Raw genomic sequence first — 15859 nt, forward strand, 5'->3', positions numbered from 1 at the left:
ATTGCGGCGCAACGCGCCAGAAAAATTGAAGAAAGCGGCTCAAGGGGGCTGTGGTTAGCTCTCGCGGTGATATCGCTCCAGAACGGCTACTTCCTCTTTCGAACCAAGGATCACGGGAACACGTTGATGATGCGCGTTGGGTTGCACATCCAAAATGCGTTCGGTTCCCGTAGACGCGGAACCACCTGCCTGTTCGACAACCAACGCCATCGGGTTGGCCTCGTACATCAGGCGTAGCTTGCCGCCGTCGGCATTATTGCCTGCGTCCCGTGGATAGAGAAATACGCCACCACGGATCAGGATCCGGTGCACTTCAGCGACCATCGAAGCGGTCCAGCGCATGTTGAAGGTCTTTTCACGGGGGCCGTTTTTACCTTGGATGCACTCGTCGAAATAGCGCCTCACCGGCTGATCCCAGAGTGAGTAACGAGAGGCGTTGACTGCAAATTCGCCCGTGGCCTCGGGGATAACCATATCAGGGAAGGTCAGGCGGAACTCTCCGGTGCCCTGCTGATGCGTAAAACCATGCACGCCATTGCCAGTCGTGATGACGAGAGCCGTCGAAGGGCCATAGATCGCATAACCGGCACTGATCTGTTCCGCGCCGGCGCGCAGCACGGACCGGTCGTCGGTGGCATCAATAGCTGTGGGAAGTTGCGAGATCGAGAAGATCGACCCGACGGAGAGGTTCACGTCGAGGTTTGAAGACCCATCAAGCGGGTCGAAATAGACGAGGTAATCCCCGGCTTCAGGCTTGTCTTTCAGCCAATAAACCTCGTCGACCTCTTCCGAAACCAGCGCAGCAACGCGCCCGCAGTTCGAACAGTGTCGTACGAAGACATCGTTGGCGATCACATCGAGCTGCTTTTGCGTCTCCCCCTGAACATTAGTTGATTTCGTAGCTCCCAGCCTGCCAGCGAACGCCCCGCCGCGAATTTGGTGAGAGATGATCCGACAAGAGGTCGCAATGTCTTCCATAAGGAAGATCAGATCCTTGTCCAGTTGGTGCTGACTTCGCTGGGACAAAAGAAATTCGCGAAAGGTGATCTGATTGGCGTTCATGGTACAGGCCTTTTCTTTGAAGGGGCGACACAGACGCCCAAGTGTCAGGCGTCGTTCATCCAGCTCAGCGTCGCATCCGTGCCGCCGCCGGGCTTGTATTCGGCTCCCAGGGGCGCGTCATATCCCAGCCGCGCGATGGTGCTGAAGATGTGGGCGTAGTTGACCTCGCCGTTGTCCGGAGCCCCCCGATCGGGGACAGAGGCGAACTGGATATGACCAATTGAGGGCAGGAGCGCTTCGATCCGGTGGGTCAGGTCACCCTCCATCAGCTGCACGTGGTAGCAATCAAACATTAGTTTCAGGTTCGTGGTCCCGACGTCGGCGATCACGGCCAGCGCTTGATCGGTCGTGGTCAGGAAATAGCCCGGTGCGTCATATCTATTCAACGGCTCGATCAGGATCGTGATCCCGTAGGGGGCCGCCTTTTCGCAAGCGTAGCGCAGGTTTTCGACGAAGGTCTCATGGGCATCGCGGCCCTCCGCAAACCCGGCCATGACGTGAATGTTGGGCGTGTTGATCGCGACCGCATAGGCAATCGCCTCATCAATGGCGGCGCGCGCGTCTTTGTCGCGCCCGGGCAACGCAGACAATCCGTTCTCGCCGCTCGCTAAATCCCCGCGCCGGGTGTTGAGCCCCAACATGCGCAGGCCGGTTTCTTGCAGGGCCGCCGTCACATCCCCGGCGGGCACATCGTAGGGCCAATGGCATTCCACGGCGCTAAACCCTGCTGCCTTGGCCGCATGGATCGCGTCAGGCAAAGGCCGGTCCGCCCACAGAAACCCCAAGTTCGCAGAAAATCTCATTGGTCCCACTCCACATCAAATTTTGTGATCAAGGCCTGCTGCTGCGCCTGTGTCAGCATCCGCGGGTTCATGCCACGCGTGAGCATGGCCAGTCGCGCGGTGTCTTCGAGCTCTTCGATGGCATTGCAGGCGGCTTCGATATCCTTGCCCGCAACAACCGGCCCGTGATTGGCCAGCATGACCGCACTACGCTTACCGGCAAGCCCACGCACTGCCTCCCCCATTGCCGGATCCCCGGGCAAGAAGAACGGCAGCAACTTGACCTTCCCCAGCTTCATGATTCCGTAAGGCGTTAATGGGGGCAAGAAATTGTCTTCATCGGTGTCCGGCATAAGCGACAGCGCGACCGAGTGACAGGAATGTAAGTGCACCACTGCACCTGCCGTGCTGCGTGTGTCGTAGAATGCCGTGTGAAGTGGCATTTCCTTCGTCGGCTTGTCGCCGTCGATGTGGTTTCCCATCGCGTCAAATCGGCTGAGTCTACCAGGATCGAGCCTACCGAAGCTTGTCCCGGTAGGGGAGACCAGAAGCCCGCCGTCTTCTGTTCGGGCAGAAATGTTGCCGGTGCTGCCACCGGTCAGGCCGCGATCAAACATCGACTTTGCCAGCAGGCAGATTTGCTCGCGCAGTTTTGCTTCGCTTGTCATACTGCGTCCAGCTTTTCTTGGGCATAGGTAAAGAAGGTTTCTGTCCCGAAATTGCCGGACTTGAGAGTCAGGGCAATCTGATGCCCGCCCGACTGGCAATAGGTCCAAGGGACACCCGGTGCAATTTCTGTCCCAATATCAAGCTGGGTCACACCAAGCGCCTTGGTCACGGCCCCCGACGTCTCACCGCCCGCAACGATGACACGGCGCGCACCTTTATCCCGTGCCGCCACAGCACAAGCTGATAGGGTGGCCTCTACAATCTCTCCGGCACCTGCCACGCCCAGTTTTTCCTGTGCTGCGCGAACGCTTTGCGGGTTGGCTGTTGCATAGATGATCGGAGCTTGGTCGAGATCTTGCCTGGACAACCAATCAAGCGCTTTTTGCGGGCCGTTCTCGGCCAAAGCCAGCGGGTCCAACTGGAACGCCGGAACGCCGCGACTTGTGTAGTCGGCCACCTGTTTGTTTGTCATGGCGGAGCAACTGCCGGACAGCACAATCGTTGCCGCCCCCAGTTCAGGCGCCTCCGCCTTGCGGGCGTCCGCCGACAGGGTTCCATCGGCCAAATAAAGCGCCGGAAGCGGCATAGCCACGGCACTTCCGCCCGTCATAAGCGGCATATCACGACAGGCTTCGGCGATGATCCCCAGATCCGAATTGGCAACGGCATCAACCACCACATGCGCCACGCCTTTGGCTTTGAGTTGGTCAAGTTCATTTCGAAGGGCGTCGGTTCCTTGCGCCACGGTCAACCTGTCGGCCAGACCGACCGGGCGGGTGACCTGCGGCTGCAGAAGCCGCATCAGGTTGCTGTCACGCATCGGGGTCAGCGGGTGATCCTTCATCGGGCTTTCTGCCAAAGGCTGCTGTCCGACAAACAGATTGCCCATAAAGATGGCGCGCCCGTTTTCGGGGAAAGCCGGACAATAGATCGTCTGGTCAGTGCCAAGGTCGGCCATCAGCGCCTCGGCGACGGGGCCAATATTGCCTTCCGCTGTCGAGTCGAAGGTGGAACAGTATTTCCAGAAAAACCTCTGCGCCCCTGCTGCCTGCAACCACTTCAACGCGGCTCGGGTCTCGGCGAGGGCCTCATCAACCGGTGCAGTACGAGACTTTAGTGCGATGACTTCGAATGCGGCAGTGTCAGAAGGCGGGCTATCGGGAACACCGATGCGCAGGGAGACGCGTACACCACTTCGTGCGAGCAAGCCCGCAAGATCGGTTGCGCCCGTAAAGTCATCGGCGATGCAGCCAAGGATGGTGGTCATGCGTCCTCTCCCGGCAGGGTCAATCCAGCGTTGCGGGCATACACCTTGGCGACTGCGGCGTCGTCTTCTTGCCCATGTCCCATTCCGGCAGCTGCAACGAATTGCTGTAGCGCCGCCGCAGTAATGGGTGCGCTGAACTGTGCTGATTTTGCGATATCGAGCACGATGCCAAGGTCCTTGGGCCATATGTTGACCGAACTATGCGGCGTGTAGTCCCCCGCCACGATATGTGGCGCGCGGTTCTCGAGCATCCAACTGGTTCCGGCGCATTTACTGATAACTTCAACAAACTTCTCAGGAGCCACGCCTTGGGTCATGCCAAAGGTCAGAGCCTCAGCCATGGTGGCGATATGGACGCCAGCCAAAAGCTGGTTCACTGCTTTCATCGCGCTACCAGCCCCAACTTCGTCACCAAGCTCGAAAACCGTTTCGGCGATGCTGTCCAGCAGCGGGCGCGCGGAAGAAAATGCCTGCACGGAGCCGGACGCCATAATCGAAAGTTGACCGCTGGCGGCTTTGATCGACCCCCCGGAAATCGGCGCATCAAGATAGTGAACGCCGCGTTCATCGCACCTTGTGGCCATGTCTTTAGCGAAGGCCGGAGGGACGGTCGCGCAGGCCAGCACAACCGCGCCAGGTTTCAGTTTCGCAACGATGCCGTCTTCTCCGAACAGAACGCTTTCGGTTTGGGCGGCATTCAATACCACCACCGCAATGGCATCCAGCGTTTCGGCGACCTCAGAAAGAGGAGCATCTTGCCCCCCCTCGGCTTTAAACTTGGCGATCTGGTCCGGGTTGATATCAACGCCCCAGACCTTGTGCCCACCACGCAGTGCTGAAGCGGCCATGCCATACCCCATCGAACCAAGGCCGATAATCGCGACATTTGTAGAGTTCTTGGTATCTATGGTCATTTTAACCTCCCTTCACCCAGTTCGGCAGCCACAGTGCAACGTCAGGGAAGAACAGCACGATAGCAAGCGCAACGACTTGGATGCAGATAAAGGGGATCAGCGCGCGAAAGATCTCGGACAAACTCATGTCCTTAGGCGCGACAGATTTTAAGTAGAAGGCAGCAGGGCCAAATGGCGGCGAGAGATAGCTGACCTGCATATTCATAGCGAAGAGGATGCCAAACCATACTGGGTCCATGCCAAGCTTGATGATGATCGGCACGAAGATTGGCATGGTCAGAAGCGCGATGCCGATCCAATCCATGAACAGGCCCAACACGATCAAGATGCCCATCATGATCAACACGATGACCATGGGTGAGGCCCCGCTGTCGAGGATGGTGCTTTCGATGAACCGGTTGCCGCCCATCAGGTTGTAGACACCCACCAGAGCTGCCGCACCCAGGCCGATCCAGATGATCATGCCGCAGGTTTCAAGCGTTTGTTTCAGGCTGTCGCGGATCAGGGCCCATGTGACTTCGCGGCGGATCAAGGCCGAGACGAACACGCCGACCACGCCCATTGCCGCGGCCTCGGTCACTGAGGCGATGCCGCCATAGATCGAGCCCAACACGGTGACCGCGACGCCGATGGGCAAGATCACGCCGCGCATCTTGCGCAGTTTCTCGGACATCGGGATGTTAAGCTCCTCGTCCGAAATGGGCGGGCCCATCTCTGGGTTCGCGTAACAGCGGATAAGAATGTAGATGATGTAAAACGATGCCAGCATCAGGCCCGGTGTCACGGTGGCCAGAAACAAATCGCCAATTGAGACGCTGGCCGTCAGACCGTAGACGATCAAGACGATGGAGGGCGGGATCATCGTGCCCAGCGACCCACCGGCACAGACCGTCCCAATGGCCAGCGCGCGGTTGTACCCAAGCCGCAACATTTGCGGCAAGGCGATCAGGCCCAGCAGGACGATCTCGCCCCCGATGATGCCCGAGATGGAAGCAAGGAACACGGCTGCAACCAGTGTTTGAACAGCAACACCGCCTTTGATGCGACCGGCCACAAGGCGCATCGCATCGTAGAGGTCGCGCGCCATGCCCGAGCGGTCCAGCAGCGACGCCATCAAGACGAACATCGGAATGGCCACAAGGACGTATTCATTGACGAAGGAATAGATCCGGCTCGATACCAGCGGCACGCCGGACGGGCCGAACCATGCAATGGTGAAGAGGATCGCGATCAGGCCGGTGACAAAGGCCAGCGGGATGCCCGTCAAGATGAGCACCATGATCGAGCCGACAAGCAGCAGCGAGCCGGTTTGAATGCCAAGGCCGCGTCCTTGCGAAAACAGCAGGTAGCCGCCAGTGGCGAGGATGACGAAAACGATGCCAATTCCGATGATGGCCCATTTGCTTGGCGCCTCGCCTGCGCTTTGGCGATAGCCGGTGCCCTTCCATGCGGTCCAGATATGGCCGACAGATTGCACCGCCAAGACGATCGCCGTGATCAAAAGCATCATTTTGATGAGGGCCGGTGTGATGGGATTCCAAGCCGAGCCCGAGCGTTCAAGTCGGATGTCGCCCTGCGGCGTCCACCACGACTTTTCGACCATGGTATAGGCGGCGTAGGCAATGGCGAGCGCAAAGAACAAGGCAAGCATGCCGTTGACCACGTCCAGCAATCTGCGCGTGCCGCCGCTGGTGCCAAAATAGATCAGCCCGATGCGAATATGTTTGTCAGCGGCAAGACATTGCATCCCGCCATAAAGGTAACAAACGGCGATCAGTGCGATCACGGTTTCATGCGCCCAGATCGTGGGAGCATTGAAGAAATACCGCGCGGCGATTTCATACAGTGAAATCAATGTTGCGAGTGCAAACAGAAAACTAAAGACGGTCCCGAGCGAGACAATACCGCGATCCAGAACGTTCTGGGGGCCGGCGGTGTCTTCGTCGTGCGCCCGTTTGAGCGCTTCGAGCTGCGCCTCGACTTCGGCTTCGGTCATCGCCGTTTCATACTGTGCCATTGTCCCCTCCCGGAACGTGAGCGAATGCGTGGGGCGAAGGGGCCGGTTCTGGCCCCTTCGCAACGTTTCATGGTGTGGATTTACTCGGCCAGAAGACCGGCTTCGATCAGGTAGGACGTAACGCTTTCATAGGCCTTGCCAGCCATGTCAGATCGCTCGGCCCAGTTGGCCCACTGCGACTTAGCGATACCGCGGAACCGGGCACGCTCTTCGTCAGACCAGTTAATCACGGTGATGTCTGGATCGGCCATCGCTTCTGCAACGGCGACCTCGTTCTGCTCGTCCAGCTGACTGACCATATCGCGCGCAAAGACGGAAACAGACTCGTTCAGGATGGTCTGAAGATCTTCGGGCAGGCCATCATAGATGTCTTTGTTTACTGACACTTCGATCACAGGCATCGAGTGGAAGCCGGGATACAGCGGGTATTTGGCGAACTCGTGCATGCCTTGGGCATGGTTGGTCGAGAAAACGGTGTAGTCGGCTGCGTCGATCACGCCTTTTTCCAGCGAGGTGTAGACCTCGGAACCGGGCAGGTTCACGGGCGACGCACCGGCTGCGGCGAAGACTTCTTGCACCATGCCTTCTGGTGCGCGCATTTTGATGCCTTTGAGGTCATCAACACCGTAGATCGGCACTGTCGACAAGAAGGCCTCGACCCCCGTTGCAGAGGCGCCAAGGAACTGCAGCCCGTAGGGGTTTACCAACTCGTTGAACAGCGCTTTGCCGCCGCCGTTTTCCATGTAGTCGAACATCTGCTCAGGTGCAGACCATGCGCCGACGAGGTTGCCCAACATGGCGAATGCAGGATCCTTGCCCGAGAAGTAGGACGGATCGGTGATGTGGCCTTGCAAGATGCCCGCACCAACAGCGTCGAGCGTTTCATTATGCGCCACCACGGTCCCAACCGGAACAACAGTGATCTCGATGCGCCCGTCGGACAGTTCTTTGACGCGGTCCGCCCATGCTTCTTCGATTGGAAAGAAGTTGTCTCCGGCCTGCGCCGATGTCTGGAACGTCCATTGGTAGTCTTGGGCCAGCGCCGACGTCGCGACAAGGGTTGATGCGGCGGCGATGCCGCTCAGGACGAGCGATTTGAAAGTGTAGTGTGTCATGGTTCCTCCCACAGCGCCGAAATAGCGCTAATTTTCAGTTGATCGTGGCCTCCTCCGAAACCACGGCAATGCCCGGATTAACCCACCGGTATCGCAACCGGTACCGATACCGGTATTGATACCAGTGTCCGATTCGACCTATTCTGTCAATGCTTCGACGTCGACTTTGCGATACAGACGCGTGAATAGAGGTTCGGATTTTGCTGGCGATGGGCCACCTGCCGGCAGACAGAAGGAAGGCAAGCCTATGAAAAGCAGAAAAACTTTAGCCGACGTCGCCGCCGCTGCCGGTGTCAGTAAAATGACAGCGTCACGCGCGCTTCGTGGCGACAAGGACGTCTCGCAGGCAAACATTGAAAGGGTAAAACAGGCTGCGCGCGAGATAGGCTATTATGGGAATCAGTTTGCCTCCTCCCTCTCGAGCAAACACACCGACCTGATCGGCGTCGTGGTGCCCAGCCTGTCAAACATCGTGTTTCCCCAAGTCATGTCCGGGGTAACCAATGCGTTGAAGGGCACCTTGCTACAGCCGGTTTTCGGGGTCACCGACTATGACCCCGAAACGGAATACGAAACCTTGCGAAACATGCTGTCTTGGCGCCCTGCCGGGTTGATCGTGACCGGGATTGACCAACCACCCGAAACCCGCCAGCTGCTGAAAGACGCAGGCGTTCCGATCGTACAAATCATGGATATCGACGGCCATCCTGTCGACGCCTGTGTCGGATTTTCGCATAGCGAGGCCGGCCATGACATTGCTGTCGCCCTGTTTGAGACAGGCTTACGGCGCTTTGGCTACGTGGGGCGCAACCTCGACAAGGACCTTAGGGCCGCGAAACGGAAACAAGGTTTCCAAAGCGCACTGCGCGAACATGGACTCGCCTTCGCCGGCATTATTGATGGATCGGATTTGCCGGTCGATGTGACTGCGCTTTCAGCTGTCGATTGCGGTCGCCGTTTGACTGCCGACCTTCTGAAACGACAGCCCGATCTTGATTGCATCTACTTTTCAAACGATGATCTTGCGTTTGGCGGCCTCTGTCACTGCATTGCCGAAGGCATCGACGTTCCAGGTGACGTCGCGCTAGCGGGTTTCAACGGTTTGGGTCTCATCGAAGGGTTTCCCGGCAAGATCGCAACTTCGCGGACAGCGCGCAAACAGATTGGCGAGCAAGCCGCTCGGACGATCCTTGAGACTTTGGAACACTCTGCTGCCGAAATGGAAAAACTGCACATCATGAAGCCAGAAATATCGCTTGGCGAACTGGCTGTGACCAATGACAAGCCCGACTGACCTTGACCGGCTACGACCTTGATAGCTCTGCTCGCAAACTTTCAAAGGTGCCTCTCGACTTGGAGGTCGAGATGACCCGTTGCGCGAGATCAAAATCGTTTCGACCGATCTGAGCTGCATCATACGATCGGTTAGGGTATATCTCCGCGGCAGAACTGAGTCGCATAGTCCGCATCTGGATGATCGGAATGAGCAGCCGCGAAAGCACGATATCGGAACGGGAAAATCTGATATCTGTGAACGACCGTTCGAGTGAAATGCACTGCACCGCAGCAACAAGTACGCCGCACGCGCGAAGGGATACTGCGTCAGCGAAGGCCTAAAATCCAAGGTCGGCTTTGTCCGCATATTACTAGTTCGAACAACGCGCAGCGAACGGCCTCTGCATCATGTGTTCTCTTTGCGTTCCTCATAACCCCCATCTGTGCACGTTCGGTGCGGTCGGGCCATTTAAAACCATCACTTAGCGCGCAGCTGTCCTCACCGAGCTGTTCATATGTGCAAGCTGCACGGCAGTTGACCGTGGCCTCCGCTGGCATAACGGCCAATGCTCGGCATTCGACTGTCCCGTTTATACCTCGGTGTCGAGACCATCGGCAGCGGACCTCCCCGAGGCGCAGAATTGAATGCATTCAATATCCGTATTGATTGCACCATTGAATCATGACATAGGCCGTTCGACACTTGCGAAGCTATGGGAACCGCGTGATGTGTGAACAACGGAACACGAAAGACGCTGTCCTCAAGGGCATGCTGCTGCGCTGCCCTCATTGCGGCGAGGGCAAGCTGTTTCGCAGCTATCTGAAGGTGGCACCTTCCTGCCAACACTGCGGGCTCGACCTCACGCCGCAGCGTGCGGATGATGGACCAGCCTACATCGTGATCCTGATCGTCTGCCATCTGGTCGGCTTCGCGCTTCACCTCACCTACAAGTCATTCCTCGATCACCCGCTGATGCTGGCCTTGATTCTGGGCACCGGAGTGATCGTGCTGTCACTGGCGATGTTGCCACCGGTCAAGGGCATGGTCATTGCAATCCAGTGGGCCAAGGGCATGCACGGGTTTGGGGCAAAGGCAGGTTGAAAGGCCTGCCTACCCCATGAAGCTGTGAGGCGTCAGGGCATTGGCGAGAAGGTGCAGGTTCTCGCGCAGGGTGTCGTGCGAGGCGGGTCCTCCGAGGCTGACGCGCAACTGCTCGCGCGGGGCGCCCAGCACGGTGAACGCGTCGGACGGCATCAGCCCTATGGGGCGGCGCGCCAGCCTCGCCACCACGTCCGCGCGGCCGACACCGTCCGGCAGGTCTAGCCAGATGTTGAAGGCGTTCTCGGCGCTTCGGTAGCTGATCTTGCTGAGCACCTCGCGCGCGAGGGCCTGCCTCGCGGCGCTTTCGGCACGGACGAAGCGGCGGATCCCGTCGGCGGTGCCATCTTCGATCCATTGCGTCACGAGAGCCATGGACAGCGGCGAGGGCATCACCGAAAGGGCGCGGATCGACTGTGCCAGATGATGGGCGCAGCGCGGCGTCGGCGCGATCGTGAAGGCCAGACGCAGTCCGGCCCCAATGCATTTCGCCAGCCCGCCGATATGCCAGGTCAGGTCTGGCGCGGAAAGCGCGATCGGGGCGGGGCATTTGGCGGGAATGAATCCGTAGGCGTCGTCCTCGATGAGCATCAGCTGATGGCGGCGCAGCACCGCCGCAACCTCGAGCCGACGCGCTTCGGGCATCGTCAGCGTTGTGGGGTTCTGAAGGGTTGGGTTGAGGTAAAGCGCTTTCGGGCCATGTGCGCTGATCGCGGCTTCCAACGCGTCTGGGCAGATGCCGTCCTCGTCCATCTCGATCCCCACGAGGTTCAGCCGGAACCGCCCGGTCACATTGCGGAACCCGGGATAGGTGATCGCCTCGCACAGGACAGTGTCGCCCGGGCGCGTGATGATCAACAGGATCGCCGCCATGGTGGCATGGGCGCCGGGGGTGACCGCGACGCGCTCTATCGCGGGCACCATCCCGCGCATCGATAGCCAGCTTGATGCTGCGACGCGGTCGCGAAGCGAGCCGTTGGCGCTTTGGTAACGCAGAAGGTCAATGAGATTGGCCGAGACATAGCCTAGCCCTTCCTGCATGCGGCGGCGCAGCTCGGGATCCTGCGGTTCCGGTGGCATGTTCATCGACAGATCGGCCTCGGCGGTGCGCGAGGGGTCGGGGTGGTCGGTCACCACGCGGCCCTTTACGAAGGTGCCTCGCCCGACATGGCTTTCCACGTGGCCGCGTGCCTGCGCTTCGGCATAGCCGCGACTGACGGTGGTGAAGTCGATCCCTAGGGCGGCAGCAAGTGTGCGCTGCGGCGGCAGGCGCATCCCGTCGCCAAGCCGTCCGTTGCGGATGTCCTTGGCGATGGCGTCGGCAATCGCCTGGTAGCGCGGCTTGCCGTTTTCGAGGGTGTCGGGGATCCAGTCGATCATCGGTCTGCTTTCATGTTTCGGAATGTGTATGTCGGCGCGCCAGGCAATTGAAGCAAAGATTGTATGGCTCGGGCAGAATCGGACGACGCTCCACCTGCCGTCCGGGTTCGGATTGCGCCCGATAATTGCTCTGCAGGCCCGGTTTTCGCTCAGTATTAGTGCGTTTTTTCCAAAGTAGTCGGATCAATGTTGCTTTTTTTGTATGCACATTGAACTGGCTATTGATGCAATCAATTTGACTGCTGCACACCTGTGTCATCTTCAACAAGGAGGGCACGATGCCTGAAGTCACCAAGGAAGCGCACAAGGACGGGGATTTCTTCGTCAACTACGAGGAAAAGGTCTTCGAGGACGTGAAGGCAGACGAGGGCGAGAAGGCGCTCGTGACCTTCCACACCGTGGCCTTCGAGGGCTCTATCGGTCTGGTCAACATCCTCAACGCGATCCGCCTGAACCGCAAGGGATACGAAACCTCGATCCTGCTCTACGGACCGGGCGTCACGCTGGGCATTCAGCGCGGCTTCCCGACGCTGGGGGACGAGGCCTTCCCGGGTCATCAGAACTTTGCGGTGAATCTCAAGAAATTCATGGCGGAGGGCGGCAAGGTCTACGCCTGCCGCTTCGCGCTGCAGGCCCTTTACGGACATGGCGAACCCTCGCTGCTGCCCGGCATCACGCCGATCGCTCCGCAGGACGTCTTGGATTGCATTCTTCTGCACAAGAAGGCGGACGCCGTGATCCTCGACACCTGGACGGTGTGATCCCTTCCCGCCGGGGGTCCATTCCCCCGGTCAGCCGGACCGACGTCACTGCATGTCGGTCCGGCCCCAGAACACGAGCAGAGGCAAAGACATGAGAACCGACACCATCCGGGCCGCAGCCGTGCAGATCGCGCCCGACCTCTCAGGCCGCGCAGGCACAATCGAGCGCGTGCTCAATGCCATCGCCGAGGCCGCGGACAAGGGCGCGGAGTTCATCGTCTTCCCCGAGACCTTCGTGCCCTATTACCCCTATTTCAGCTTTGTTCTGCCGCCGGTGCAGCAAGGCGCGCCGCATCTGGAGCTGATGAAGGAGGCAGTGGTCGTGCCCTCGCCAGAAACGCAGGCCGTGGCCGATGCCGCCCGCAAACGCAGCGTCGTTGTCGTGCTTGGGGTGAATGAGCGCGATCACGGCTCGCTCTACAACGCGCAGCTGATCTTCGACGCCGACGGTACTCTGTTGCTGAAGCGGCGCAAAATCACACCCACCTACCATGAACGCATGGTCTGGGGGCAAGGCGACGGCGCGGGCCTCAAGGTCGTCGACACGAAGGTCGGCCGCGTCGGCGCGCTGGCCTGCTGGGAGCATTACAACCCGCTCGCCCGCTACGCGCTGATGACGCAGGCCGAGGAAATCCATGCGGGCCATTACCCCGGCAGCCTCGTGGGCGACATCTTCCGCGACCAGATCGAGGTCACCATGCGCCACCACGCGCTGGAATCGGGCTGCTTCGTGGTGAATGCGACAGGCTGGCTTACCGAGGAGCAGATCGCGCAGATCCATCCCGATCCCAAGCTGCAAGGCGCGATGCGCTCGGGCTGCATGACCTGCATCATCTCGCCCGAGGGCCGCCACCTTGTCGAGCCGCTGACGGAGGGCGAGGGCATACTGATCGCCGATCTCGACATGCGCCTGATCGCGAAGCGAAAGCGCATGATGGACAGCGTCGGCCATTACGCGCGCCCCGAGCTCTTGTCGCTCAACCATGACGCGCGCCCTGCCCCCACCCGCCACGTCACAGAGGCCCCCGCAGAAGAGGAAGAGCAGTATGTCTGAAGCCCAGCTTATCAACGACTTGCAGACCCATGGAATGCGCCTTGTCGATTCCCGCGCCGGGCAGGAGAGCCGACGCGGTGGCGCCGGCCCGTCCGACCACAAGGCGATCACCATCGGAGCGCGTACCGTGATGATCCCGGTTCATACCGCGCCCAGCTTCGACAGCCCATTCCTTGTCGAAGCGCCGGACGCCACTGGCGCGGCGCGGGTCACCAAGCATGGTGAAGAGGTGGCCGTGGTCCGGTTTCCGACGCCGGTGAAATTCTACCAGCTGAAGACAGCGAACGGCATCCCCTACAGCCACATCGCCACGCTGCATTCCAAGGATGTGCTCGCGACGACGGTTCTGCAAACCTGCATCCGGTACGAGAGCCGAAAGAAAACCTGCCAGTTCTGCGCCATCGGGCAATCGCTCGCCGCAGGGCGCACTATCGCACATAAGACGCCGCAGCAGCTTGCCGAGGTGGCCAAGGCCGCCGTGGAGCTTGACGGTGTCACCCACATGGTGCTGACCACCGGCACGCCCGCGGGAAAAGATCGCGGCGCTCAGGTCCTGTGCGAGAGTGCCGAGGCGATCAAGGCAGCAGTGGACCTGCCGCTTCAGGGCCAGTGCGAGCCTCCCGATGACGACGCCTGGCACCAGCGCATGCATCAGGCGGGCATTGATACACTTGGCATGCATCTCGAGGCCGTCACGCCGGAGGTGCGGGCGCGCATCATGCCGGGCAAGGCGTCGGTGCCTCTGGAGAAGTACTTTTCCAGCTTCGAAGCGGCGGTGAAGGTCTTCGGGCGCGGGCAGGTCTCGACCTACATCCTCGCCGGGCTCGGAGACACACCTGAGGCGATCCTCACGATGTCGGAACGGCTCTGCAAGATGGGGGTCTATCCCTTCGTGGTCCCTTTCGTGCCGATTTCGGGCACGCCGCTCGAAAGCCATCCGGCTCCGACATCGGAGTTCATGGCCACGATCCTGCGCCCGCTGGGCAACATGATCGCGCTCGCGGGAATCCGCTCGGAAGACCAGAAGGCGGGATGTGCCAAATGCGGTGCCTGCTCGGCGCTGGCCACCTACGAGAAGCTGAAGGTGCCCGCATGATCGAACTGGACCCGAAGGAATATCACAGCCCGGGCTATTACATCCGCGCCGCCTCGAAACGGTTCGAGGCGGAGGGGGCACAGGCCCTCAGACACCGTGTCTTTGTCGAGGAACAGGGTATATTCGCGGACCATGATCGCGACGGGATCGACCTCATCGCGACGCATCTGGTTGCGCTGTCGACCTTGGCGCACGAGGCGGACCAGGTGGTGGGCACGGTGCGCATCCACGAAGAGCGTCCCGGCCACTGGTGGGGATCGCGCCTGGCGGTGGACAGCGGGTTTCGCAACGTCGGGCGGCTTGGCGCCGAACTGATCCGGCTGGCGGTTTGCACCGCCAATGCCCGTGGCTGCGTGCGCTTCCATGCGCATGTGCAGATGCAAAACGTGGTGCTCTTCCGCCGCCTGCACTGGCATCCACTGGAGGAGGTCAGCCTGCACGGCGCAGCCCACATGAAGATGGAGGCGGACCTTGCGCATTATCCGCCCTGCGCCGATCCGGTGGCGGGCTGGTATCATAGGCCCCGCAAGGTGACCGCATGAGCCTCGAAGATCTGGCGCAAGGCCTGCGGGACCATCCCTCGATCCGCTCCAAGTTGGGCATCGCGAAGGCGACGCAGGCGCTGGGGCTGAGCGCCGCCTCCGATGGCCGCCCCGGTGACGACGCCGCGCCGCTGCCGCGCGATGGGGGCTTCGACCTGTTGGCGGGCGAAGGGTTCATTCCCGCTTTCGTGGCCGACGATCCGTGGTTCGCTGGCTGGTGCGCGATGATGGTGAATCTTTCGGATATCGCTGCGATGGGGGGGCGTCCGGTTGCGCTGGTCGATCAGGTCTGGGCCCCCGACGAGGATGCCGCTGCGCCGCTTCTGCATGGCCTGCGCGACGCCTCTGCCGCCTACGGGGTGCCGGTGGTGGGCGGGCACACCAATTACAATGCGCCGCAGCTCAGCATCGCGGCCTCGGTCTTTGGTCGGGCGCAACGGCTTGTCACCAGTTTCGATGCCACCCCCGGAGACCTGCTCATTGCCGCCATCGACCATCGCGGCAGCTATCGCAACTTCGACAATTTCTGCGCCGCGCTGGACGCGCCCGCCGAACGGTTGAGGGGGGACCTGGCGCTGCTGCCGGCCGTCGCCGAGGCGGGTCTCGTGCGTGCGGGGAAGGACATCAGCTAGGGCGGTATCGTTGGAACCGCTCTGATGTTGGCAGAATGCTCGGGCGTCGGCATCTGTCAATGGCAGGTCAAAAATCCCCAGAATGGGCAAGTTAAAATTCCCCAGTTTGGCGTCCCGGTTGTCAGCGGGATTATAGACTGGCAGCTCCATTTTTGATTTTGGGTGGTCGCCCTCTGCGCTTTGGAGGTGGGGGC

The 15859-nt window shown here is 60.3% G+C and carries 15 protein-coding genes and 1 pseudogene; 7 read left to right on the forward strand and 9 right to left on the reverse strand.

What is annotated here, in order from left to right:
• Positions 1 to 54: 54 nt before the first annotated feature.
• The 8 genes and pseudogenes from AB9K37_RS02080 to AB9K37_RS02115 all read right to left on the reverse strand — a co-directional run bounded on the left by AB9K37_RS02080 (position 55) and on the right by AB9K37_RS02115 (position 7826).
• Positions 55 to 1062 carry a class 1 fructose-bisphosphatase gene (locus AB9K37_RS02080; protein ID WP_369835320.1) on the reverse strand — a complete coding sequence of 336 codons (1008 nt, stop codon included), beginning with the start codon at positions 1060 to 1062 and terminating at the stop codon, positions 55 to 57.
• 44 nt (positions 1063 to 1106) lie between these two features.
• Positions 1107 to 1865, reverse strand: a complete 759-nt coding sequence (locus AB9K37_RS02085; protein ID WP_369835321.1) for a hydroxypyruvate isomerase family protein — start codon at positions 1863 to 1865, stop codon at positions 1107 to 1109.
• Positions 1862 to 2512, reverse strand: coding sequence for an aldolase (locus tag AB9K37_RS02090; RefSeq protein ID WP_369835322.1), 651 nt, complete (start codon positions 2510 to 2512; stop codon positions 1862 to 1864). Before AB9K37_RS02090 ends, AB9K37_RS02085 begins: the two co-directional genes overlap by 4 nt.
• Positions 2509 to 3780: a 3-oxo-tetronate kinase gene (gene otnK, locus AB9K37_RS02095; protein WP_369835323.1), complete on the reverse strand. Its 1272-nt coding sequence runs from the start codon at positions 3778 to 3780 to the stop codon at positions 2509 to 2511. Before otnK ends, AB9K37_RS02090 begins: the two co-directional genes overlap by 4 nt.
• Positions 3777 to 4694 carry an L-threonate dehydrogenase gene (gene ltnD, locus AB9K37_RS02100; RefSeq protein WP_369835324.1) on the reverse strand — a complete coding sequence of 306 codons (918 nt, stop codon included), beginning with the start codon at positions 4692 to 4694 and terminating at the stop codon, positions 3777 to 3779. Before ltnD ends, otnK begins: the two co-directional genes overlap by 4 nt.
• A gap of 1 nt (position 4695) precedes the next feature.
• Positions 4696 to 5973 (reverse strand): TRAP transporter large permease subunit, encoded by a 1278-nt coding sequence (locus AB9K37_RS02105; RefSeq protein ID WP_369835335.1) that lies wholly within the window; start codon positions 5971 to 5973, stop codon positions 4696 to 4698.
• Positions 5974 to 6147: 174 nt separating this feature from the next.
• Positions 6148 to 6711, reverse strand: a pseudogene (locus tag AB9K37_RS02110) (TRAP transporter small permease subunit); the annotation flags it as partial.
• Positions 6712 to 6791: 80 nt separating this feature from the next.
• Positions 6792 to 7826: a TRAP transporter substrate-binding protein gene (locus tag AB9K37_RS02115; protein WP_369835325.1), complete on the reverse strand. Its 1035-nt coding sequence runs from the start codon at positions 7824 to 7826 to the stop codon at positions 6792 to 6794.
• 124 nt (positions 7827 to 7950) lie between these two features.
• On the opposite strand from AB9K37_RS02115, the gene AB9K37_RS02120 reads away from it, so the two are divergent.
• On the forward strand, positions 7951 to 9120 hold the full coding sequence (locus AB9K37_RS02120) for a LacI family DNA-binding transcriptional regulator (RefSeq protein ID WP_369835326.1): 1170 nt from the start codon (positions 7951 to 7953) through the stop codon (positions 9118 to 9120).
• A 708-nt stretch (positions 9121 to 9828) separates the two neighbouring features.
• Positions 9829 to 10203 (forward strand): DUF983 domain-containing protein, encoded by a 375-nt coding sequence (locus tag AB9K37_RS02125; RefSeq protein ID WP_369835327.1) that lies wholly within the window; start codon positions 9829 to 9831, stop codon positions 10201 to 10203.
• A 9-nt stretch (positions 10204 to 10212) separates the two neighbouring features.
• Here the strand turns inward: AB9K37_RS02125 and AB9K37_RS02130 are convergent, their stop codons facing one another.
• Complete coding sequence (locus AB9K37_RS02130; protein ID WP_369835328.1) at positions 10213 to 11580, reverse strand: PLP-dependent aminotransferase family protein; 1368 nt, start codon at positions 11578 to 11580, stop codon at positions 10213 to 10215.
• Positions 11581 to 11858: 278 nt separating this feature from the next.
• On the opposite strand from AB9K37_RS02130, the gene AB9K37_RS02135 reads away from it, so the two are divergent.
• From AB9K37_RS02135 to AB9K37_RS02155, 5 genes are all read left to right on the forward strand, one after another.
• Entirely contained in the window at positions 11859 to 12341 is a 483-nt protein-coding gene (locus AB9K37_RS02135) for an MSMEG_0572/Sll0783 family nitrogen starvation response protein (RefSeq protein WP_369835329.1), read from the forward strand.
• Positions 12342 to 12432: 91 nt separating this feature from the next.
• A complete protein-coding gene (locus tag AB9K37_RS02140; protein ID WP_369835330.1) occupies positions 12433 to 13395 on the forward strand; it encodes a Nit6803 family nitrilase in 963 nt (320 codons plus the stop codon).
• The gene (locus tag AB9K37_RS02145; protein ID WP_369835331.1) at positions 13388 to 14491 is read left to right on the forward strand and encodes an MSMEG_0568 family radical SAM protein; all 1104 of its coding nucleotides are present in this window, start codon (positions 13388 to 13390) and stop codon (positions 14489 to 14491) included. The genes AB9K37_RS02140 and AB9K37_RS02145 overlap by 8 nt, the downstream gene beginning before the upstream one ends.
• Positions 14488 to 15033 (forward strand): MSMEG_0567/Sll0786 family nitrogen starvation N-acetyltransferase, encoded by a 546-nt coding sequence (locus tag AB9K37_RS02150; protein WP_369835332.1) that lies wholly within the window; start codon positions 14488 to 14490, stop codon positions 15031 to 15033. The genes AB9K37_RS02145 and AB9K37_RS02150 overlap by 4 nt, the downstream gene beginning before the upstream one ends.
• Positions 15030 to 15665: an AIR synthase related protein gene (locus AB9K37_RS02155; RefSeq protein ID WP_369835333.1), complete on the forward strand. Its 636-nt coding sequence runs from the start codon at positions 15030 to 15032 to the stop codon at positions 15663 to 15665. The genes AB9K37_RS02150 and AB9K37_RS02155 overlap by 4 nt, the downstream gene beginning before the upstream one ends.
• Positions 15666 to 15859: the final 194 nt, after the last annotated feature.

Origin of the sequence: Donghicola sp. XS_ASV15, assembly GCF_041224595.1 — a bacterium.
GTDB lineage: Bacteria > Pseudomonadota > Alphaproteobacteria > Rhodobacterales > Rhodobacteraceae > Donghicola.